The sequence below is a fragment of the Arthrobacter sp. H35-D1 genome, from assembly GCF_030063185.1.
Classification (GTDB): Bacteria; Actinomycetota; Actinomycetes; order Actinomycetales; family Micrococcaceae; genus Specibacter.
This window is the reverse complement of record NZ_JASISP010000003.1, coordinates 61813-82951: the sequence shown is the minus strand read 5'-3', so window position 1 is coordinate 82951 and position 21139 is coordinate 61813. Positions and strand designations below refer to the sequence as shown.

15 protein-coding genes and 1 pseudogene are annotated in these 21139 nt (G+C 60.3%); 13 read left to right on the top strand and 3 right to left on the bottom strand.

Going from position 1 to position 21139, the window contains the following annotated elements:
• Window positions 1–96 precede the first annotated feature (96 nt).
• A complete protein-coding gene (locus QMG25_RS05535; RefSeq protein WP_283458064.1) occupies window positions 97–801 on the bottom strand; it encodes a FadR/GntR family transcriptional regulator in 705 nt (234 codons plus the stop codon).
• Between the two features lie 159 nt (window positions 802–960).
• Between QMG25_RS05535 and QMG25_RS05530 the strand changes: the two genes are divergently transcribed.
• The 6 genes and pseudogenes from QMG25_RS05530 to QMG25_RS05505 all read left to right on the top strand — a co-directional run.
• The gene (locus QMG25_RS05530) at window positions 961–2430 is read left to right on the top strand and encodes a four-carbon acid sugar kinase family protein (RefSeq protein WP_283458062.1); all 1470 of its coding nucleotides are present in this window, start codon (window positions 961–963) and stop codon (window positions 2428–2430) included.
• Between the two features lie 32 nt (window positions 2431–2462).
• Window positions 2463–3356, top strand: coding sequence for an NAD(P)-dependent oxidoreductase (locus QMG25_RS05525; RefSeq protein WP_283458060.1), 894 nt, complete (start codon window positions 2463–2465; stop codon window positions 3354–3356).
• A gap of 3 nt (window positions 3357–3359) precedes the next feature.
• A complete protein-coding gene (locus QMG25_RS05520) occupies window positions 3360–4763 on the top strand; it encodes a GntP family transporter (RefSeq protein ID WP_283458059.1) in 1404 nt (467 codons plus the stop codon).
• Between the two features lie 355 nt (window positions 4764–5118).
• Window positions 5119–5400 (top strand): hypothetical protein, encoded by a 282-nt coding sequence (locus tag QMG25_RS05515; protein WP_283458057.1) that lies wholly within the window; start codon window positions 5119–5121, stop codon window positions 5398–5400.
• Between the two features lie 255 nt (window positions 5401–5655).
• Window positions 5656–6525 carry a class II fructose-bisphosphate aldolase gene (locus QMG25_RS05510; protein ID WP_283458055.1) on the top strand — a complete coding sequence of 290 codons (870 nt, stop codon included), beginning with the start codon at window positions 5656–5658 and terminating at the stop codon, window positions 6523–6525.
• Between the two features lie 88 nt (window positions 6526–6613).
• Window positions 6614–7079 (top strand): annotated as a pseudogene (locus QMG25_RS05505) (hypothetical protein); the annotation flags it as partial.
• Between the two features lie 391 nt (window positions 7080–7470).
• Here QMG25_RS05505 and QMG25_RS05500 read toward each other — a convergent pair.
• Window positions 7471–8625, bottom strand: coding sequence for a Fic family protein (locus QMG25_RS05500; RefSeq protein WP_283458052.1), 1155 nt, complete (start codon window positions 8623–8625; stop codon window positions 7471–7473).
• A 271-nt stretch (window positions 8626–8896) separates the two neighbouring features.
• On the opposite strand from QMG25_RS05500, the gene QMG25_RS05495 reads away from it, so the two are divergent.
• From QMG25_RS05495 to QMG25_RS05465, 7 genes are all read left to right on the top strand, one after another.
• Window positions 8897–12085 carry a type I restriction endonuclease subunit R gene (locus tag QMG25_RS05495; RefSeq protein WP_283458050.1) on the top strand — a complete coding sequence of 1063 codons (3189 nt, stop codon included), beginning with the start codon at window positions 8897–8899 and terminating at the stop codon, window positions 12083–12085.
• Between the two features lie 597 nt (window positions 12086–12682).
• On the top strand, window positions 12683–14014 hold the full coding sequence (locus QMG25_RS05490; protein WP_283458048.1) for an extracellular solute-binding protein: 1332 nt from the start codon (window positions 12683–12685) through the stop codon (window positions 14012–14014).
• Window positions 14011–14979: a carbohydrate ABC transporter permease gene (locus QMG25_RS05485; RefSeq protein WP_283458046.1), complete on the top strand. Its 969-nt coding sequence runs from the start codon at window positions 14011–14013 to the stop codon at window positions 14977–14979. Before QMG25_RS05490 ends, QMG25_RS05485 begins: the two co-directional genes overlap by 4 nt.
• Window positions 14979–15821, top strand: a complete 843-nt coding sequence (locus QMG25_RS05480) for a carbohydrate ABC transporter permease (protein WP_283458044.1) — start codon at window positions 14979–14981, stop codon at window positions 15819–15821. Before QMG25_RS05485 ends, QMG25_RS05480 begins: the two co-directional genes overlap by 1 nt.
• A gap of 31 nt (window positions 15822–15852) precedes the next feature.
• Window positions 15853–17097, top strand: coding sequence for an ABC transporter ATP-binding protein (locus tag QMG25_RS05475; RefSeq protein ID WP_283458042.1), 1245 nt, complete (start codon window positions 15853–15855; stop codon window positions 17095–17097).
• Window positions 17098–17897: 800 nt separating this feature from the next.
• Entirely contained in the window at window positions 17898–18512 is a 615-nt protein-coding gene (locus tag QMG25_RS05470) for a hypothetical protein (protein ID WP_283458040.1), read from the top strand.
• 2 nt (window positions 18513–18514) lie between these two features.
• Entirely contained in the window at window positions 18515–19141 is a 627-nt protein-coding gene (locus QMG25_RS05465; protein WP_283458039.1) for an RES family NAD+ phosphorylase, read from the top strand.
• Window positions 19142–19246: 105 nt separating this feature from the next.
• Here the strand turns inward: QMG25_RS05465 and QMG25_RS05460 are convergent, their stop codons facing one another.
• Window positions 19247–21064, bottom strand: a complete 1818-nt coding sequence (locus tag QMG25_RS05460; protein ID WP_283458037.1) for a plasmid pRiA4b ORF-3 family protein — start codon at window positions 21062–21064, stop codon at window positions 19247–19249.
• Window positions 21065–21139 lie beyond the last annotated feature (75 nt).

Here is a 21139-nt window from a genome sequence, read left to right as displayed (position 1 = left end):
CATACCGGGGCAATCCAACGCGAGTGTCAGGAAGGAGCAATCCCAGCAAAGGAACCATTGACAGGACTCCCGCTGTGTTCACCGTTACCTGCGTGTTTAGCGGATCTTCAGCACGTAGCTCTTCAGGTCTTTAAGGGTCTGAGCCATGTGGTTGTCCATGGCCACCCGCGCCAACCCTGGCTGACGCTTCGTGAGTGCTTCTAGGATCGCGGCGTGCATGCCAATGGCATTGGCCTGTATCTCGGGGATCCGAGAGGTTTCCATTCGGCGTTTTTCCAGAATCCGGTGCAGCGGTTCAAACAAAACCGCAACAAAGATGTTGCCCGAGGCCTGCAGGATGATGTCGTGATATGCAAGGTCCGCGTCCACGAAAGCCAGCACGTCATTGGCGGCATGGGCTGCTCGCATCCGTTCCAGCTGGCCACTCAACCGCCCGAGGTCCAGGTCCGAGATGCGTGTTGCGGCTAGTTCACAGGCGCCGGTCTCCAGCATGCGCCGCAACTCAATGAGCTGGATTGCCACGGCTGCACCGTCCTGGCCTTCGGAGACAGCCCGGAGAACCGCATGCAGTGAACCCCAGCTGCTGAAGGGATTCACGAACGTCCCCCGACCCCGCTCGACCCGAAGGATGCGCTGCGCCTCAAGCGTTTTCATTGCCTCGCGGACGGTCATGCGGCTCACTTCATGCTGCGAACTCAGTTCCAGCTCACCCGGGACCAAGGAGCCGGGCGGAAACTCGCCAGCGACAATCCTGTCCAGCAAATCATCCGCCACCATTTCGGTCAGCGACTTGCGCGCCATGCTTCCCCTTTCATCGCCTTCATGAAGCTCAAGCTTAGGGGCTTGCCACCGCGGCAATGGCCTCCCCTTGCGAACTTCGTGTGTCTCGTGCCACAATATCAATCATACATAAGATGTCTGACATCTGACATAAGTAAATCCACAATGAGGTGTGAAGAAATGATTCGTGAGTCCGAACTTCTCGAAAAGTACCCTGCCGAGGTCAGCGTGCCGGCAAGTCTGGTAGCAGCCAAGGTCGCCGCCGCCAATCGCGTGCTTATTGTGCTCGATGACGATCCCACGGGAACCCAGTCGGTGGCGGGACTGCCTGTCTTGACCCGCTGGGACGTGGAGGACTTCGATTGGGTGTTCGGGTACCGGATCGACGGCACCGTCGCCAAGGCTGTCTATGTCTTGACCAATACCCGCAGTCTGGACCCCGCCGAGGCACGGGTCCGGAACCGCGAGATAGTGGTCAACGCTCTCACCGCAGCCGGCAAGGCTGGCATCACTGTGGGCTTCACGAGCCGCAGCGACTCGACCCTGCGCGGCCATTTCCCGCTCGAGCCCGAGACGATCGCTGGCACACTGTTGACCGAATCAAGCACCACCGTGGATGGCGTTGTCATTGTTCCGGCGTTTCCCGACGCGGGCCGCATCACCATTGGCGGTGTCCACTACACGCGCGGCGTCGAAGGGACACTGATCCCTGTGGCCGAGACCGAGTTCGCCAAAGACGCGAGCTTCGGCTTCGCCAACTCCTCGCTGGCGGCGTATGTGGAGGAAAAATCCGACGGCCGAATTCCAGCCTCCAGCGTCATCACCATTGACCTGGGCCTAATCCGCCGCGGCACCCCGAAAGCTGGCGCTGCCGCCGTCGCCGACGCGATCGACGGTGCCAGCGACTCCACCCCAATCGTGGTGGATGCCGTCACCGAAAACGACCTGCGCGTGTTGGCCCTGGGCCTGGAAGAGGCCGAACACCGTGGCAAGACCCTGATCTACCGCGTCGGCCCTCCCTTCGTCCGCGCCCGTATCGGCCAGGAGATCCGCGAGCCGCTTGCCACCGCGGAAATCTTCCATGCTGGCCGCACAGTCGCTGCAGGCACCGCTCGCGGCGGACTGATCGTGGTAGGTTCCCACGTCGGGGTCACCACGCGCCAGTTGAAAGTCCTGACCGACGCTCACGCCTCTGCCAGCATCGTCGAGATCGACGTAGAAAAGCTGCTTTCCGACGACGGCGCCGCCCACGTCTCAGAGGTCGTCGCCACGATCGTGGCTGCCTTGGCCAACCGAGACGTCATCATCCACACGAGTCGGCTGCTCATCAAGACCGACGACGCAGCAGCGAGCCTGAAGATCGCCCGCACAGTCTCCGCCGCCGTCGTCGAAGTTGTCAACCGGACGTTGAAGGCCACTCCCCCACGCTTCGTCATTGCCAAGGGCGGCATCACCTCCTCCGATGTGGCCGCACACGGACTGGAGATCCGCCACGCCATTGTCCGCGGGCCCATGCTGCCCGGCATCGTCTCACTGTGGGAGCCAGTCGACGGCCCAGCAGAAGGCATCCCCTACATCGTCTTCGCCGGCAACGTGGGCGATGACCAGTCACTCGCTGACGTCACCCGCAAGCTCAGCAACACGTTCTGAATAACTTACCCATCCCACTGAAGGAGATTTCCATGTCCACCAACTACACAGTCACGGTTCTGGGCTTGGGCGCCATGGGGCTGCCCATGGCCACCCGCCTTGCCTCGGAGCTGACCGTCCATGGCTTCGACATTGCCGAGCCCCGCCTGGAACTTGCCAAGGCCGCCGGCATCGTCACATTCGACTCCGCCCAGGAAGCTGCGCAAGGCGCCGACGCCTTGCTACTGGCCGTGCGCAACAGCGAACAGCTTAACGAGGTGCTCTTCGGCGACAATGGCGTGGCCCCCGTATTGTCCAAGGGCTCAGTCGTCATCCTGACCAGCACCGTGGGCACCGACGCCATCCCCGCAGCGGTGGAACGCCTCGCCGAATACAGTGTGGAACTAGTTGACGCCCCGCTGTCCGGCGGCCCAGTCCGCGCCGGGCTGGGCGACCTGTTGATCGTGGTCGGAGCCACTCCCGAGGCACAGAAGCAGGCAGCTCCCGTGCTGGACCTGCTCGCCTCCACGCTGTCAATCGTCGGCGACAGGCCCGGCGATGGCCAAGCTTTGAAAACCGTCAACCAACTGCTGTGTGGCATCCACATTGCTGCCGCCGCCGAGGCCCTTGCCCTCGCCGATGCACTGGGGCTTGACCAGGCGAAAACTCTCTCCGCTCTTGAAGCCGGGGCAGCCGGCTCCTTCATGCTCTCCAACCGCGGCCCGCGCATTCTTCAGGCCTACACCGAAGAGGGCGCCGAGGTTCTTAGCCGTTTGGACATCTTCGTCAAGGATATGGGGATCGTCAGTAAGGCCGCCCGTGCCGCCCATCTTGCCACCCCTGTTGCCGCGGCCGCTGAACAGCTGTACCTGCTGGGCCAGGCGCAGGGCCTGGCCGCAGCGGACGACTCCGCCGTGATCAAAGTCCTCGCTCCGAAGAGGGCATAAGCCATGGGTACCGTCGCACTCCTTCTGATCGCTTTCGTCGCGGTCATTGTCCTCCTCGTGCTCGTCATCAAGTTCGAGCTCCCCGCGTTCATCTCGCTGCTGCTTGTGTCCATGGGAACTGCACTGGCGACCGGAATCCCCCTAGTCGATGTCGTACCCGTGATGGTTGCCGGCATGGGCAAGGTCCTTGGCTCCGTTGCGATTGTCGTCGGACTGGGCTCCATGCTGGGCCGGCTCATCGAAGTCTCGGGTGCCGCCGACAACCTCGCGCACCGGTTCACAGCCATCCTTGGCCCCAAGCGGGTCATCGTCGCGCTCACGATCGTCGCATTCATCCTAGGCATTCCCGTCTTCTTTGACGTCGGTTTCATCATTCTTGCGCCCATCGTTTTCGCCTTTGCGAAGATCGCCAACATCCACCCGCTGAAGATCGGGCTCCCCGTTGCAGCAGTTCTCCTGACGGTTCACGTTGCCGTGCCACCCCACCCGGGACCGGTCGCCGCGGCTGGACTGACAGGCGCGGACGTTGGGCTCCTAACGATCTTCGGCCTGTTGATCTCCGCTGGCGTGGGCGTGGTTGGCTTCTACGCTGCCAAAATGTTCAAGGTTAACAAGATCACCCTCGGCAACTCACCGGCCTCTGAGGCACTTGAGTCAGAAACGATTGTGCCCAAAACAGACGAAGCGACGCTGCCCGTCGGCACTGGCGCCACGGCCGTCCAAGTGCGCAGCAACGTACCCAGCGCCCTGACCGTCATTGTCCTTATCCTGCTGCCGATTGTGATGATCATGATCGGTTCCACGATGACGACCATTCTGTCCGAAGGCAACGCGGCGCGAGCCTTCTTCTCGTTCCTGGGAGCCCCGACGACAGCATTGCTGGTCGGTGTTGTCGTCGCTTACCTCGTCATCGGCCGCAAGGCCGGCTGGCCCAAGAAGAAGACCAGCTTGATCGCGGACTCCGCACTGCCCATGGTTGCCATCATCATTTTCGTCACGGGTGCAGGCGGCGTGTTCGCAAACGTACTCGTTGAATCCGGGATCGGGGCGGCACTATCCAACAGTCTTACCGCCCTCGGGATGCCCGTCATTGTCGCAGGATTCGTGATCGCATCCGCGTTGCGAGCCGCGCAGGGATCCGCCACGGTGGCCATCCTCACCACAGCCGGGCTGCTGAGTGAAGCGATCGCCGCAGGCGGCTACAGCCCCGTCGAAGTGGCGCTCATCACCTTGGCCATCGGTTTCGGTGGGCTCGGCCTCTCCCACATCAATGACTCAGGCTTCTGGATCGTCACCAAGTATCTGGGCCTTTCAGTCGCAGACGGGTTGAAGACCTGGACGGTACTGACCACTATCTGCGGAGTCTCAGGATTCCTGTTGACCTGGCTGGTCTTCCTGATCATCTAATGGCTCTGCAAGAGCCATTTCGGTACTCCAACGCGGGGGCAGCAACCTTACCAACCCACCCATGATGCCGATCCGTCGAGTGCAAACGCCACCAACGTCGAAACTAGAGAGAACCTGATGCCTCGAACGATCGAATAGGTCACTAGGAGATGTCCCCGGCACTGCGCTGCCATGGCGGCGAGTCTACGCATCCCCACGACGTTGGCTCGCCCGGGGATTTCATACGAGCACTGCTCCATGAAATCCCCGGGGCAAGGCCCAAGACTCCTGATATAACGATCTGATAGATCAGCCGCCATCTGGATGATCCAGCCAGTTTCGGACACAAAGAAAATCAAGATATAGAGGATTTCAGTTGGCTGAAAAGTCAACTGACCTTGCGATAATTATCTCGCAGAACCAGTCACTCCACAGCGGTGCCAGCTACCAAAAATGCCTAAAAATCAAGCGACTTGGTTACTGCCCGTCGGGCCGTGACCGCAGTCCTGACGCACTTACTAAATATATCGCCCATCGATTCAGGCTTCACAAACAGAACGTTCAAATAAAAATGGGTGACCCCATGGGAAAAAATAAAATCATCCAATCTGACCCACTCGAAGGCAGATGTGAAATCGGCTTCAGAATCAACGAATAGGGCGGCAAAGCTACGGGCCTGACAACCGACACTTAGCCGACTTTTTACATCATGGAATTCTCGAAACCCATAGAACTCTTCATAAAGCGCTCGACAATTCGATGTGCAACGTTGAAATAAAAGATATCAAATCAATGCTCCGAATCGGCGCATATCCTGCTATGTTGGCGTCGGAGGAAGCCGTGTCCCAGCTCATTTCAACAATCAGTTTCTAAGTCACTCAGAAACCCCACCCCCTAAGAAAGTAGAAGACTCATGCGTGCAAACCTGCTAGAAATTGCGACTCGTGCAGTAACGGATTCCCGGGCCATACCGGCGTTTAGCGTCTATGATTTTACAACTGCCCAGGCTGTAATCGCCGGAAGTGAAGAAGTAGAAAAGCCAGTCATCTTGTTGGTTCCTCCAAAAGCTGCTTCTGGAAAGCCAGGAATAAATTTTATCCGTGCATTGCGCCAGTTGGCCGACAGAGCAACAGTAGAGGCCTGCATTCAGCTCGACCATGCCACAAAACTGGACGTGATTCGAGATTCAGTCGATGCTGGAGTTGACGCTGTGCTGGCTGACGGGTCAGCATATTCAATAACTAAAAATGCTCAATTTGTGAAAAATGCAAGACTTCTTATTGGTCCTGATATTATCTTGGAAGCCGAAATTGGGGCCATTTCAGGGGACGAAGACATTTCAAGACAACAAGAAGTCGGAGAAAAGACCGATCCAAAGGATGTAGCTCCGTTTCTTGCGATGTCACAGGCCAATCTGTTGGCCGTCGCGGTGGGAAACGTGCACGGATCCTACCAAGGGGTCCCTGCTCTGGACTGGCCGCTCATTGACATGATCAGAAATCACGCAAGTTCCGTTCCCTTGGTATTACACGGAGCCTCTGGCCTTCCAGCATCCGACGTGGCTAAAGCGGGCAGCGCAGGAATAGGAAAAGTGAACTTCAACACTGAACTTCGGTCAGTGATATTTGACTACATTAAGGAAAATTCACATATCCACATGTCCGATGGCATGAACATGCTTTCCTTCCTAGATGGATGGAGTGTCTGCGCACAGCGATTTGCAGCTGAAACACACCGACGCTTAGCTTTTTCATCTACCGGAAACCCGGCTCTTCAGATTTGAGAGTGTCACCAGCGGTTCCGCGTGCAGAGTTCGAGGAGGTTTTTGGGCGTAGGTGAGGGCTCTGGTAGAGATTTGAATTGTCTAGATCGTGCTTTTTTCTACAGCATGGCCCTCATCTTCAACGCTACCTTCCAAGTGCCCTGACCTGACCACTTTCTGCCGCCTTGATAGTCTCGGTCTGGAAGTCACCGGGCAATGTTTCTACCCGGATCGTGCCGTTCTTGCAGGCCGGGTGGTGGAACCGGATGAGTGGTGTAAGAAGTGCGGATCCCAGGACGTTCCGGGGGCCATGTGACCCGCTAGATGGGCCATGAACCCTTCGGCTGGCGCCCGCGACCGTGCCGACCAGGCTCTACCCCTACCGCTGTGACGAATGCGGTCATGTGTGGCGGCAAGACACCTCCAAAGCAGCCGAGCCGAGGGCGAAGCTCTCCCGACGCGGGCTGCGCTGGGCGTTAGAGTGCATCGTCTGCCAACACCTCGCCGTTGCCCGTGTAGCTGAAGGTCTTGGCGTCACTTGGAACACCGCGAACAGGGCTGTCGTGACCGAAGGCTCAGGAGATCCTGACATAACCGATCCTGGCTGTCATAGGTACCTTGGATTGGCGGGGATTTTGGCATCAAGTGTGTGATGAATCAAAGCCCCTGCGTGAGAAAATAGATTTTGGTCGACAGTCGTCGCTGAGAGCAATGATCCTCGGATTCACGCGGAATCGTGCCGCCAAAGTGGTCTCAAACTGCAATTGACCCCACCGGAAGGGTTACGTCCCGTGGAGTGGAGCAACCCCCGTTGGGGATCAATATGGCCCCTGCAAGGGGCGCCGTCACCGTGGGTCCTTCAAGGAAACTCTCACACCCCACTCGAAAAGAAATCACATGATGACCGCTCCTGATGCAAAGAACGGTTCAGCTCCCCTCCACACGCTGACAATGAAAGCCGTCCAGTCAGGCGAAGTCATCTTTCAAAATACTTGGCAGGAATCCGAGCTCATCCAACTGCCTGATGATGAACGGCGTAAGTGGACCGGGCGCCATGACCAGCCGGTATGTTCTCTTGCCTTCAGCAATAGGTTGAATGAGCTTCTTCTCGACGAGCTTGCGGATCTGCTGGCTCCGTGTGGGAATCGAGCCAGGGAGCGCGGATGCCAAGTCGGCAGCTTTCACTTCGGTCAGATTGGCCACAACGTCGAGCACAGCAGCTTCATGAGCAGAAAAAGCGCCCACATCCATACCACGCTTGATAGCGGGTCTTAGCAACCTGTTGAGGACAAATGACTTGTCGCTGAGTTTATTGAATTTCTGCATGTCACCGAGAATGCCGTCCAACAGATCCTGACACCATCCGAGGATGGCATCCGGCAGGAGTGAATCAGCCTCCTCCAACATGCGGTAGTACCGTGACCCATCCGCACCAAACACCGATGTCGGATTGATAGCTCGGTACATGCCCGAGTCGCTGAATCCTTGAGAAACCATGATCGCGTACGTGAAAAGCCTGCACACACGCCCGTTTCCGTTGCCGAATGGATGTATCCACACAAATCGATGGTGTGCGATGGCAACCTTGAGCAGGTCGAAGCTTTGTTTGACCGGCTGGTTCGCGAAGTCCAACAGCTCACTCGTGTCGCCCTGAACTGCAACGGGCGACGGCGAAGTGTGAGTCGATCCACCGATAGCAACCTCGGTTGTCCTGTATGAGCCCGGAGTACTATCGCCCTCCCGCACCAGGCCTTGGACTGCGATCTTGTGAAGTTCCCTGACAAGGCTGTGTGTGATGGGACTACCCGGTTCCACCACCCGGTCGATGAAAGCAGTTGCTTCCTGCAGGTTAAGGATCTCTTGGACACCTTCAGTAGGAGATGACTTGTCTCCACTCGATGACGCAGCTGCTCCCTCGACAGCATCGACGATAGAAGTCCTGTTCCCTTCGATACGCGCACTCATAATGCTCGCCATAAGTTGGAATAGCGACTTCAATTGCGAAAACACCGCTGGATGGGTGGTCCCGCCTCCAAGGTCACTACGCAACCGCTCAAGGTCGATGATGGTTCCGGCCAACGGAGAGCTGAAGGAGAACTCCGGGAATTCAACGCTCTGCATGCCTCGACTTTAGCGCCAACGGCATGACAAGTAAGTCGCACTCATAGATTTCCTTATATATTCGACAGTTTTTGAACATGTACTTGTGGCAACAAGTAAGTTTCCGGTGTTACGGGAAGTAAGCATACGTCCTGTGGGAGTTGCTTCAACCATCCTGGCACGGCCATCGGGCAGCGCTGATAACCCTGCATACCGGTTCACGACAACACTTTGGAGACCACCGGCTGGTACGGTCAACATTGAATCCGAAAGCACGCTGGGGAGAACAATCATGGCATTGGCAGGAACAGGCTTTTCCGAGGCCGACTGGGAGGGCCTGGCCCTTGAGCAGCTTGCCGAGCCGCTGGGCTGGCGCCCCACCCAGGGAGACGAGATCGCTCCGGGCAGAGGAGAGCGCGAATCTTGGTCAGAACTGCTCATCCGCCCCCGCATGCTCGCAGCCCTGCAAATGCTCAACCCGACAGTTCCGCTGCAGTATGTGAAACAGGCGTTGGCGGAAATCACCTCCCCCAAATCCAACGATGCCATCACCGAAAACCAGCGCATCCACGCCTACCTGGTCAACGGCTACAAGCTCAGCTACATCGACACCGACGGCACGGACGTCAACGCCACCATCCACCTGCTCAGCGTCGATCCTGACCAAAACGACTGGCTCGCCGTCAACCAAGTCACCCTGGTGACCGGCGACTACAAACGCCGCTTCGACGTCGTGCTGTATTGCAACGGCATGCCCGTGAGCGTCATCGAGCTGAAGAAGGCCGGCAGTGCACAGGCCAATCTCACCGGCGCGCACGCCCAGCTGCAAACGTACCTGCGCGAATTCCCCATGGCCTTCCGCTTCTGCGTCTTCACCCTGGCCAGCGACGGCATCCAGGCCAAATACGGCACCCCCTTCACCCCGTTCAACCACTTCTCCCCCTGGAACGTGGACGACGACGGCGTGCCCGTACCGCCGGGACTCACCCTGGATGGGGAGGCCGTCACGGAAATGGAAACGGCCCTGCTGGGCCTGTACAACCAGGAACGGTTCCTGCAGCTACTCACCGATTTCACGGCGTTCGACGAAAACGCGGACGGGCTGAGCAAGCGCATTGCCAAGCCCCACCAGTACTTCGCCGTCACCAAGGCCGTGGGTAGCACCGTCCAGGCGGTGGAATCCAACGGCAAGGCTGGCGTCGTCTGGCACACCCAGGGCTCCGGCAAATCCATGGAAATGGAGCTCTACACCAACCGCGTGATCCGCCATCCCCGGCTGAAAAACCCCACCGTGGTGGTCATCACAGACCGCAACGAACTCGATGGCCAGCTCTTCGAGACTTTCCTGCAAAGCCAGCTGCTGCCCGAGACACCCCAGCAGATCCGGCGCCGGACCGAACTCCGCGACGAGCTAGGCAACCGCACCACCGGCGGCATCTACTTCACCACGTTGCAGAAGTTCGGCCGCAGCCAAGCCGAAAAAGAAGCCGGCACAGACCACCCGCTGCTCAGCGACCGCCGCAACATCATCGTGGTGGTGGACGAGGCGCACCGCAGCCACTACGACGACCTTGACGGCTACGCCCGCCACCTCCGCGACGCCCTCCCCCACGCGACCTTGATCGCGTTCACCGGCACACCCATTTCCTTCGCGGACCGCAACACCCGCGACGTCTTTGGCGACTACATCGACATCTACGACCTCACCCGCGCCGTGGAGGACGGCGCCACGGTGCCCGTCTACTTCGAGCCGCGGCTGATCAAGGTGGGCTTGGCCGGCTCCGTGACTGAGGAACAGCTGGACACCGCCGCCGATGACGCCACGGTGGGCCTGGACGTGACCGAGCGGGCGCGCATCGAGGCGAGCGTCGCCGTCGTCAATGCCGTCTACGGGGCTCCGGAGCGCATTGCCGCGCTGGCCGCGGATCTGGTGCAGCACTGGGAGGGCCGCCGGGCCGTCATGCACAAGTTCATCGAGGGGCCCGGCAAGGCCATGATCGTGGGTGGCACGCGGGAGATCTGCGCCAAGCTGTACACGGCCATCGTGGAGCTGCGCCCGGACTGGCACTCCGACGAGCTGGACAAGGGCCGCATCAAGGTGGTCTATTCAGGGGACGCCACAGACGCCCCTCCAGTGTCCAACCATGTGCGCCGTGACTCGCTAAACGCCGTGGTCAAGGCCCGACTCAAGAACGCCGAGGATGAACTGGAGCTGGTGATCGTCAAGGACATGATGCTCACTGGCTTTGATGCCCCACCACTGCACACCCTGTACCTTGACCGGCCATTGAAGGGTGCCCTGCTCATGCAGACCCTGGCCCGGGTGAACCGCACGTTCAAGGGCAAGGAGGATGGCCTGTTGGTGGCTTATGCCCCGCTGGCCGAGAACCTGGCCAAGGCACTGGGCGAATATACGAAATCTGACCGAGACAACAAGCCCGTGGGCAAGGACGTGGACGAGGCCGTGTCCATGACTGTCTCCGTCCTGGGGACTCTGCGCCAGCTGCTGGCTGGTTTCGATTGGAAGGCCGTGCTGCAGAAGGGTGGCCCCAAGGCGTGGATCAATGCCGCCACCGGGGCCACCTCCTACCTGCGCGATCCAGCGACACCGGGGAACGCGCCGTCGGAGGATGAAACGTTGGCCTCCAAGTACAGGAGGTTCAGCGGGCAGCTGTCCCGTGCGTGGGCCTTGTGTTCCGGCGCCGTGACACTGGCCGAGCTGCGGCCCGAAGTACAGATGTACGAGGAAATCCGCGTCTGGATGGCCAAGTTCGACGCCGCCGACCGGCAGGCGTCCGGGGAGCCCATCCCGGAGGAGATCCAGCGCCTACTGGGCGAACTCATCGCCGGGGCTACCGCATCCGGGGAGGTGCTGGACATCTATTCCGCCGCCGGCATGCCCAAGCCGTCGCTGGATGACCTCACCCCTGAGTTCATCGCCAAGACCAAAGCGGCCAAGAACCCGCAGCTGGCCATTGAGGCGCTGCGGAAGCTGGTGGCCGAGGAATCCGTGGTGACCACACGGAACAACATTGTGCGCCAGCGCGCCTTCTCCGAGCGGATCACGGAGCTGATGAAGAAGTACACGAACCAGCAGCTCACCTCCGCCGAGGTCATTGCCGAGCTCGTGGAGATGGCCAAGGAGATTGCCGCCGAGGCCAACCGAGGCAACGCCTTTGACCCGCCCCTGAACACTGATGAGCTGGCATACTACGACGCAGTTTCGGAGAACGACTCCGCAGTCGACGTCATGGGAGAGGGAAAGCTGGCGGAGATCGCCCGCCAGCTGGTGGGCGTCATGCGCCGCGACATCCGGACTGACTGGACCGTGCGCGACGACGTCCGGGCCAAGTTGCGCTCCTCGATCAAACGGCTGCTGGTCATTAATGGCTACCCGCCGGACAAGCAGCCTGAGGCCATCAAGCTGGTCATGGAGCAGATGGAATCCATGGCGCCAAGGTTTGCGGAGGCGCGGGGTTGACGGCGCTCAGCGACAGGGATCAACTGGCCAGCATCGCGGGACTTCGAGTGCAAGGCTTTGAGGGCTTCATCCGGCTCGGAGATCTGGCACTTCAAGACATTCCCGCCGAGTCCGGAATTTATGCCGTCGGGTGGGACCGTGAGGGGCGCCCGTCCACTGTGGCAGATTCAGGATCCCAGCCAACTCCGTCTTGCCTGGAAGCTTATTGAAAGATCCGACCCAGCGGATAAGGAAACAGCTTGGCTCAGGGACTTTAGGCACGAGTTCGGACACTTGCCCCAAGCCAACCTCCAACTCTCACAGTTGCCAGCCTCCGGACCATGATCGCTGACAGCCGCGGACCCGGGTTCCCCGCCGAATGCACCTCGCACTGTCTTGGTGCAACGCCACATCCGCGGTGCACGGTTCTTTGAAGACGCCACGCTGCTACCCGCCTTGACTATCCGGCTCAACCGCTTGACACAGCGGACAGACTGCGAGGACACCTCCCAAAAACCATAGCCAAGGGCACCCCTCGCGACTATGGTGGAGATCACAGTCGGCCGGAGCCTTTCAAACAGGGTCCGGTTGACGGCTACGTTGGGAGGGAACGTAAATATGCCAAAGACGAGTGCCGCCACGAATCGTGCAGGCGGGAAACGGCGAAGGCTTAGATCTCTGGCCTGGATTGCGGCGCTGGCAGTTGGCACCATGCTCTTGCCCGGATGTGCACCCTCCGACGGCGTCCCCACCCTCACTTGGTACATCAACCCGGACGACGGCGGTCAAGCGGACCTTGCTGCGGTGTGCACCACCGACGCCAAGGGCGCCTACAAGATCGAAACTTCCCTTCTCCCCAAGGATGCAGCTGCCCAGCGCGAACAGCTGGCCCGTCGCCTGGCGGCAGGTGATTCATCCCTGGACATCATGAGCATTGACCCTCCGTTCATTCCCGAACTTGCCGAACCGGGATTCCTGGCTCCCGTGCCCGCAGACGTGGCAAAACGGGCATCCAAGAACGTGCTGGACGGGGCCAAGGCAGGAGCCACCTGGAACGAGAAGCTGGTGACTGTTCCGTTCTGGGCCAACACGCAAATCCTCTGGTACCGCAAGTCCGTTGCCAAGGCCGCCGGGCTCGACATGACCAAGCCGGTCACCTGGGACCAGCTCATGAAGGCGGCTGGCGACGAGAAAAAATTCCTCGGAGTCCAAGGCGCCCAAGCTGAGTCCATGACCGTGTGGATCAACGCATTGATCGAATCCGCAGGCGGTCACATCCTCCTGAATTCGGGAGCCAAGGCTGATGAGATCAAGCTGGGCCTGACCAGCCCGGCCGGCAAGGAGGCCGCAACGATCATCGGCAACATCGGCAAGGAGAACCTTGGCGGCCCTGGCCTTCCCACATCCACGGAAAACGACTCCATGACCCTCTTTCAGGGAGACAAAGGGTCGTTCATGGTCAACTACCCGTTTGTTTGGCCCGCCACCAATGCAGCCGTGAAGGCAGGCAGCGTCAAACAAGACGTCCTTGACGACATCGGCTGGACGCTCTACCCGAGGGTGGATGCTGACAAGGACACTGCACCTCCGCTGGGCGGCATCAACTTGGGAGTCGGCTCCCACAGCCAGAACAAGGAGCTCGCCTACAAAGCGATCGAATGCATCACCACACCCAAGAACCAAGCAACCTACTTTGTGACAAACGGCAACCCTCCCTCAAACTCCACCGCGTACGACGACCCCCGTGTGGGAAAGCAGTTCCCGATGGCCAAAACAATCCGTGAATCTCTCAAGCTCGCTGCACCACGGCCACAGACCCCGTTCTACAACGAGATCTCCACCGGATTGCAGCAACGATGGACACCACCGGCCTCGGTGGATCCCACAACCACTCCGCAGGAATCCCAAGATTTCATCCTTGCCGTACTTAGGGGGGACAGGCTGCTGTGAGCACCACCTCAACCAAGGAGTCCAAGTCCGTCGCCCCAACCACGAGGCAGCGCCGCCGGGCCAATCTCAGTGACCGGGCCAAGTCCGAACGCCGGCTGGGCTGGTATCTTGCCGGCCCCGCGTTCATCGTGATGCTGGCCGTGACCCTCTACCCCATCCTCCAGGCCTTCTGGGACTCGCTGTTCTCCCTGCGACTGACCGCCCCGGATGACACGACGTTCATCTGGTTCGCCAACTACATCACGGTCCTTTCAGACCCCATCTGGTGGCGGGATCTGGGCGTCACTCTCATCATCACTGTTGTGACCGTCATTATTGAACTGATCCTCGGCTTTGCCTTGGCGCTGGTGATGGACAAGGCGATAAAATCCCTGCGCGGGCTGCTGCGCACCGCCATCCTGGTGCCCTACGGCATCATCACAGTGGTGTCGGCCTACGCCTGGTTCTACGCTTTCGACATCAACTCCGGCTACATCAACCATTGGTTTGATTGGATACCGGGCATCAGCCCGGACCTGAACTGGTTCGCCGAGTTCTGGCCCTCGCTCTCTGTCATCATGGCATCGGAGATCTGGAAGACCACCCCCTTCATCTCGCTACTGCTGCTGGCGGGACTGGCCCAGGTGCCCAGTGAACTGACGGAAGCCGCCCAAGTGGACGGCGCCACCTGGTGGGAGAGAATGCGCAAGGTCATTGTGCCCAACATGAAAGCCGCCATCATGGTGGCCGTCCTGTTCCGCACCCTTGATGCCTTCCGCATCTTTGACAACGTTTTCATCATGACCAACGGCGCCCACGGCACGGAAGTGTTGTCCCTGCTGGCCTACCGCACCTCCATCTCCCGGCTGGAGATCGGGCTGGGTTCTGCCATTTCAGTACTGCTGTTCGTGTGCGTGCTGATTATTTGCTTTGTCGCCATCAAACTCTTCAAGGTGGATCTCGCCGGAACTCAGGGAGACAAGTAATGACAAGCGGAAAACAAAAAATCACCTGGGCGGTCATCGCCGTGCTGGTGTTGCTGTACGCGCTGTTCCCCGTGGCGTCCATCCTGTCAACATCCTTCAAGTCCCCCAGTGATCTCACCTCGGGGAAATTCCTCCCGTCCTCCGGCGCAGGGACCCTGGATAACTACAAGCAGATCCTGGTTGGCGACGCGCAAGGGCTGTTCCTCTCGGCGCTGCGCAACTCCATTGGGATCGCACTGATCGCAACCTTCATCGCCGTCGTGCTGGCCACGCTGTGCGCCTACGCCATTGCCCGGCTGGATTTCCCCGGCAAAAAGGTGGTGCTGACAACCGCGCTTGCTGTTTCCATCTTTCCCGTTATCTCGATTGTCACCCCGTTGTTCAACCTGTGGCGCAACATTGGCTTGTATGACACCTGGCCGGGGCTGATCATCCCTTACCTGTCCCTCACGCTGCCCATCTCCATCTGGACGTTGGCAGCCTTTTTCCGCCAGATCCCTTGGGAACTTGAGCAGGCGGCTCAAGTTGACGGGGCCACCACGTGGCAGGCGTTCCGCAAGGCAATTGTCCCGCTGGCCGCACCCGGGGTCTTCACCACGGCAATCATCGCGTTTTTCATCGCGTGGAATGACTTTGTGTACGGTATTTCGCTAACCTCCACCGAAACGGCGCGCACAGTTCCGGCAGCGCTGGCATTTTTCACCGGCGCATCCCAGTTCGAGGCGCCCACGGGCGCCATTTCAGCCGCAGCAATTATCGTCACCATTCCCGTGGTCCTGCTGGTCCTGCTTTTCCAGCGCCAAATTGTCTCAGGCTTGACCCAGGGCGCCGTCAAGGGCTGAAACCCCTTACTCACAGAATAGGATCGCGAGCATGGCAGCTATCACCCTCAACAACATCGTGAAGAAGTACGGGGACGGGTTTCCAGCAGTCAACGATGTCAGCATCGACATCGCCGACGGCGAATTCGTCATCCTTGTGGGCCCCTCAGGCTGTGGCAAGTCCACCATTCTGCGCATGATCGTGGGATTGGAAGACATCACGTCGGGGGAACTGCTGATTGACGGGGAGCGCTCCAATGACAAAGCTCCCCGTGACCGCAACCTGGCCATGGTCTTTCAGAACTACGCGCTCTACCCGCACCTGACCGTCTTTGAGAACATCGCCTTTCCGCTGCGCTTGGCCAAGGGCAAGCACAAGGAGGAAGACGTCCAGAAGCTGGTCACTGAGGCAGCAACCATGCTGGAGCTCACGGACCATCTCCAACGCAAGCCGGCCAACCTTTCCGGCGGACAGCGACAGCGCGTTGCCATGGGCAGGGCCATTGTGCGCCAAGCAGACGCGTTCCTCTTCGACGAGCCGCTTTCCAACCTAGACGCCAAGCTGCGCGGGCAGATGCGTTCGGAAATCTCCCAGATGCAGCGTCGGCTGGCCACCACCTCGGTCTATGTCACCCACGACCAAACTGAGGCCATGACGCTCGGCGACCGGGTGGCCGTGCTCAAAAAGGGCGAGCTGCAACAGATCGCTTCTCCCCGCGAGCTGTACGAGCAGCCCGTCAACCTGTTCGTGGCCGGGTTCATCGGATCACCGTCGATGAATTTCCTGCCGGCGAGCTTGGAAGGCAACACCCTCAAAACTACTCTCGGGAACATCGAAATCTCCCCTGAGAAAGCCGCCAAGGGCAAGGACCTGCCTGTGCTGCTGGTCGGCGTGCGGCCGGAGTTCTTCGAAGACGCTTCCCTCGTGGAGGAACACAAGCTGCAATACGGTTCCACCTTCACCGCCGAACTGACGCACACGGAATGGCTGGGCAACGAGCAATACGGCTACATCAATTTCGATCCCGCCCCGGAAGTCCGGGAAATGCTCAACAGCCTGGCACGCGACATGGACGCCGACGAGTTGCGTCCCCAAGTGGTGGTGACGCTGGACGCCGCCAGCAAAATTCGCGGCGGCCGACCGGCAGATCTGTGGCTGGACACCCGGCGGCTGCACCTCTTCGATCCCAAAACAGGGGAGAACCTGACCCTGGATGCGGCCGAAGGGGCCCGCCTGACTGAGGAAGCCAACGCCGAACGGGCCGAGGAAATCGAGTCGGCGCGCCAGGAGGCGTAAGCGGGAACAGGCTTTTCCGAAGCCGGCGGGAAGGGACTGACCCTGGATCAGCTTGCCACGCCATGGGATGGCAGCTCGCCCAGGAAGATGAGATCGCCCCGGCCGGGATGAACGCGAGTCCTGCTCCGAACTTCCGATCCGCCCCGCGTGCTCGCCGCACTGCAAACGCTCAACCCATTTGAGCTGAAGCTTGTCCGAGAACGGCTCCAACCGAGCCCTGTTGCGCCGAGCGTCCGCCCCAAGAAGTCGCCGATCCCTCGCTAAAAGTCCTGATGGCGATGACCGAGCGGTCGAGCGGGGATGTTGACACCCAGAACCTGAAGCGCCTGCTCGGCAACAGAGTGGTGCGGCCGGCTCCTGAGGTCCCCGGCTTTGGGACCCGAACTGGGAAGCCCCCAACTGAAGTTCGGGGGCTTCAGCTGATCTTGGATTTCTTCGTCCGGTCCAGCTATGGCGATTTCTTTCCATCAAATGTGAGCCGGCCTCCGCGCGGACGACGAAAATCAAAGATTCAAGAACTTCCCGGAACTGCACCGGAGGCTTGCCCCCGGATGAAAGTGGGCATTGTGTGGGTCCCCGCCCGCGGGGGATACCGCCCGCTTACGGTACGTTCCTTCTACTACCGTGAGCCCGGCTTCTCACTCAATGCGCGCCGCACTGTCTTGGGGCGCAGTCATATCCGCAGAGCACGTTTCGCTGAAGGCGCCACACTGCTGCAATCGTCCATCTGAGACTCCACTCCGAGCACTTTCACAGTTGTCAACATTGGCATAAACTGTGCGTAAGGAGGTTTGGACACCATGGACGTGAAGGAAATCAAGCCCAACAACAAGAGGATGCCGGGCGAGGGTTCCGTGTCTGCTTGGATTGCGGCACGCGAACCCGCTTTTACCGAAGCTGACCTCACCGATGCCCTCGACGACCAGCTGCGGGGCTCCGGCACAGTCAGTCTCTCGGTACGGGACCGCTCATTCTGGGATGCCAACTCGGGCGTCACTGCCGAAAATGAAGGCGCGGCCGCTGCTGCTGCTGCTGCCAATGTCGTGTCGGTTCTGGTTTCCGACGCGTCTGCCCTGACCGCCGAGGAAGTAGGGCAACAATTGAATTTGTCGTCCTCGACCATCAGGCACTATAAAACCGCGGGGAGGCTCTACTCGTATGAGCGCCAAGGAAAGTTGAACTTTCCAGCATGGCAATTTTCGGTCTCCACAGGCCGAGCCATCCCCAGCCTTGCAGCCGTCCTTGCGGTCCTCCCCCGGGATGCACACCCGCAAACCATTGCAGGTTTCTTTCAAACGCCGCAGCCAGACCTGGTCATCGATGGGCAAGCAACTTCGGCCAAGCAGTGGCTGGAGTCCGGCGGTGACGCGGAGCCGGTTGTTTCAATCGCCAACGACGTCTCATCCGGTTTCTGACTGTGGACCAGTATCCGCCTGCCATCCATGAGTTGCGTGCGCTCGACATCAAGACCCATGCAGTCCCCCAGGGCTCTGTGATGTGGCGAATCCACCAGACCGCGTCCCTCCACACCCTGCCGTGGAACCAGATCCGGACGTGGGGTCCGCTTCCCACGGCACGGTGGGACCCACATCCGCTGCGCCAAGGCAACCATGCACAGCTGGGCGCAGCCTATCTTGGCCGCGACGTGCCCACCTGCCTCGCTGAGACTTTTCAGCTCACCCGTTTCGTCGATGTGGACGCAAACGCACCTTACCTCACCGCCTTCCTGACACGGCAGGACGTGGTCCTGGCGGACTTCACCGGGGAGTGGTTGCTGAAGGCGGGTGGCTCAGCCCAAGTGATTTTCCAGGAAAAGGCACGGACAAGGGCTTGGGCGCGGGCCATCCATGCTGCTTGGCCCGACCTTGGCGGGATCGTCGCCCCGTCGGCTGTCCTCGGCGGACACGACGTGCTCGCGGTCTGGTCCACGGACGCCTTCCCTTCGGCCCCCGAGCTCTCGGTGCCGCTGAACTCCCCAGCCATCCTCGCCGACATTGCGGCTGCGTCTGCCCAGATTGGTTTCGGCAGCAACATCGTCATTTGAGCGCCAAGCCCCCAGGCTGGCCACTCCCGTCAAGCGAAACGTGAGCTGCTGCTCGAAGGCAACGCTCCGGCGTCGTGCGTGGGAAACGATGCAGGCCGCAGCAGGTCAGAAGAGATAGGTCAGGTCCTCATTCAGCTCGTCCTTGTTGAACTCCTTGGGATCCAAGTGCTCTCCTGGAACCATGCCCAGCCAGTCCCGGTATTCCTCGTGCTCCTCATGGGCGGGATCGTTGACGGCTTCAACGACCGTCGACCAGCCCCACACGCCCCCGCAATCTTCGACCGGACCCCGGCCGCGACCACCCGTGCAACGCACAGCGGGGGCGTTCGCATCGGCGGGAAGGACCTTCTCCACCGTGATGCCGTGTTCCCAGTCGTCACCAAAGTCATAGGTGTACGCGACAGTGTCGCGCTCGGTGGCCAGGAGTTCCCCGATGGCGGTGCCGGCCTCGTCCAGGGGCGGGTCGTCAAAGTGGTTCGCCTCGCCCACGACTCCGTAAACGGTGCCCGGATAGCCGCCCACGCGGAACTCATGCAGGTGGTAGTCCAGCCATTCAAAGGACGCCTGGATGATGTGGTGCAGTTGTCCGAGGGAAAGGTCCGTGCGCACCAGCAGCCTGCGCCAGACGGGCGGGCTGGACCGCTTGATCGACACCTTCAGCTGCAGGATCGGAGCCTTGGGGTTGGGCTTGAGCGTGCTGGCGGAGGCAGGGCTGACACCGAAGGGATCGAAATCCTCATCATCGTCTTTCCCGCCTTCCATGCCGTCCATGGTTTCGGCGAGCGCATCCGCCATGCAGATGACCAGCGCCGGAGGCACTTCCACCTGTGTTCCCACCGTGATCAGGCCCAGTTCGGCGAAATATGCCAAGTCCTCCAGCACCAGCGTTCCAGTGTGTTCGTCCTCAACCGGCCCAACGCCAACGGTCAGCATCGTGTGAATGCTCTCCATCTGCGGAGGGGTGTCAGTGGTGGCGGCCACCAAAATGGCGGTCTTGACGGACGCAGCCTCGATCACGGCCGGGTCCCAGAGTTCCCCTGGCTGCATGGACACGGCAACGAACGCCGTGGCGAACGCACGCAACACTTCGCGCCCCTCAAGCTCCGGCTGCTCCAGGAAAGCCTCCGTCCACGGGGTGGGCCATGCCCGGGTGGCCCCGACGTCAATCAGCTGCGCAACTTCCAGGGCCGTCCAGAACAGCGCTAGCTTGGGCTCCTCGTGCATGGACTTCACGCTGCGGACTGCATCGCCGGGCACTTGCCCACCGCCGAAGAGTACTTCAGGCAGGTACTTGTCTGACGGCTTGACCCCCTTGACGCGGACGCCGATGGCAGCCGCGGCTCCCTCAATGTCCTTCAGCCGCAGGGCACCCGTGGAGGTGACATCCTTCCCCGCTCCCAACCAGCCCAGCAGCGCCTCCATGCGGCGTGCCAGTTCCGTTCCGGCGAGCCCTTCCAATTCCTGCGCCGGCGTCAGCTCCGGGGCAATGATCTGCGGGATGCCGCCTTCCTCCGATTCCCCATGGAATAGGGAGTGGACGGCAAGCAGGTGCTCTTCGGGTCCCGTCCAGGCCCCGGTCTCGGCAAGAAACTCGATGTACAGGTGCACGGATTCAAAGATGAAGTCCAGCTCATCTTCGTCTTGGCCATCCACGCCTGCCATCAGCTGCGCAAAGGCAAGCCGGAAGGGAACCGGCTCAAAGCTCGTCACGTCAGACGACGGCGTGGACTCAAAGTAGGCGGCAGCAAGGGTCGCCACGGGTTCCAGTAACGCGAGCCCGGTTTCAGCCGGGAAATCATGCTCTTTCACGCACCAGTCAACAAAGTCCTTGGTGACCGAGCTGGTTGCCCGCTCGGCACGGAGTGCACTGACGGAGGTGCCGCGGTTCTGGGCTTTGCCCGTCCGCGTGGTCTTCTTTGCCATTGCTTCCTGACTTCAGTTGGGGAGCCGTTCACTTTTCCCCACCAACTCTAGCCAAAGTCGCCGCGGCTGCGAAGG

Coding starts and splice junctions, on each gene's coding strand:
- QMG25_RS05535 (WP_283458064.1), bottom strand. CDS start 801: ATGGCGCGCAAGTCGCTGACCGAAATGGTGGCGGATGATTTGCTGGAC.
- QMG25_RS05530 (WP_283458062.1), top strand. CDS start 961: ATGATTCGTGAGTCCGAACTTCTCGAAAAGTACCCTGCCGAGGTCAGC.
- QMG25_RS05525 (WP_283458060.1), top strand. CDS start 2,463: ATGTCCACCAACTACACAGTCACGGTTCTGGGCTTGGGCGCCATGGGG.
- QMG25_RS05520 (WP_283458059.1), top strand. CDS start 3,360: ATGGGTACCGTCGCACTCCTTCTGATCGCTTTCGTCGCGGTCATTGTC.
- QMG25_RS05510 (WP_283458055.1), top strand. CDS start 5,656: ATGCGTGCAAACCTGCTAGAAATTGCGACTCGTGCAGTAACGGATTCC.
- QMG25_RS05500 (WP_283458052.1), bottom strand. CDS start 8,625: ATGCAGAGCGTTGAATTCCCGGAGTTCTCCTTCAGCTCTCCGTTGGCC.
- QMG25_RS05495 (WP_283458050.1), top strand. CDS start 8,897: ATGGCATTGGCAGGAACAGGCTTTTCCGAGGCCGACTGGGAGGGCCTG.
- QMG25_RS05490 (WP_283458048.1), top strand. CDS start 12,683: ATGCCAAAGACGAGTGCCGCCACGAATCGTGCAGGCGGGAAACGGCGA.
- QMG25_RS05480 (WP_283458044.1), top strand. CDS start 14,979: ATGACAAGCGGAAAACAAAAAATCACCTGGGCGGTCATCGCCGTGCTG.
- QMG25_RS05475 (WP_283458042.1), top strand. CDS start 15,853: ATGGCAGCTATCACCCTCAACAACATCGTGAAGAAGTACGGGGACGGG.
- QMG25_RS05470 (WP_283458040.1), top strand. CDS start 17,898: ATGGACGTGAAGGAAATCAAGCCCAACAACAAGAGGATGCCGGGCGAG.
- QMG25_RS05460 (WP_283458037.1), bottom strand. CDS start 21,064: ATGGCAAAGAAGACCACGCGGACGGGCAAAGCCCAGAACCGCGGCACC.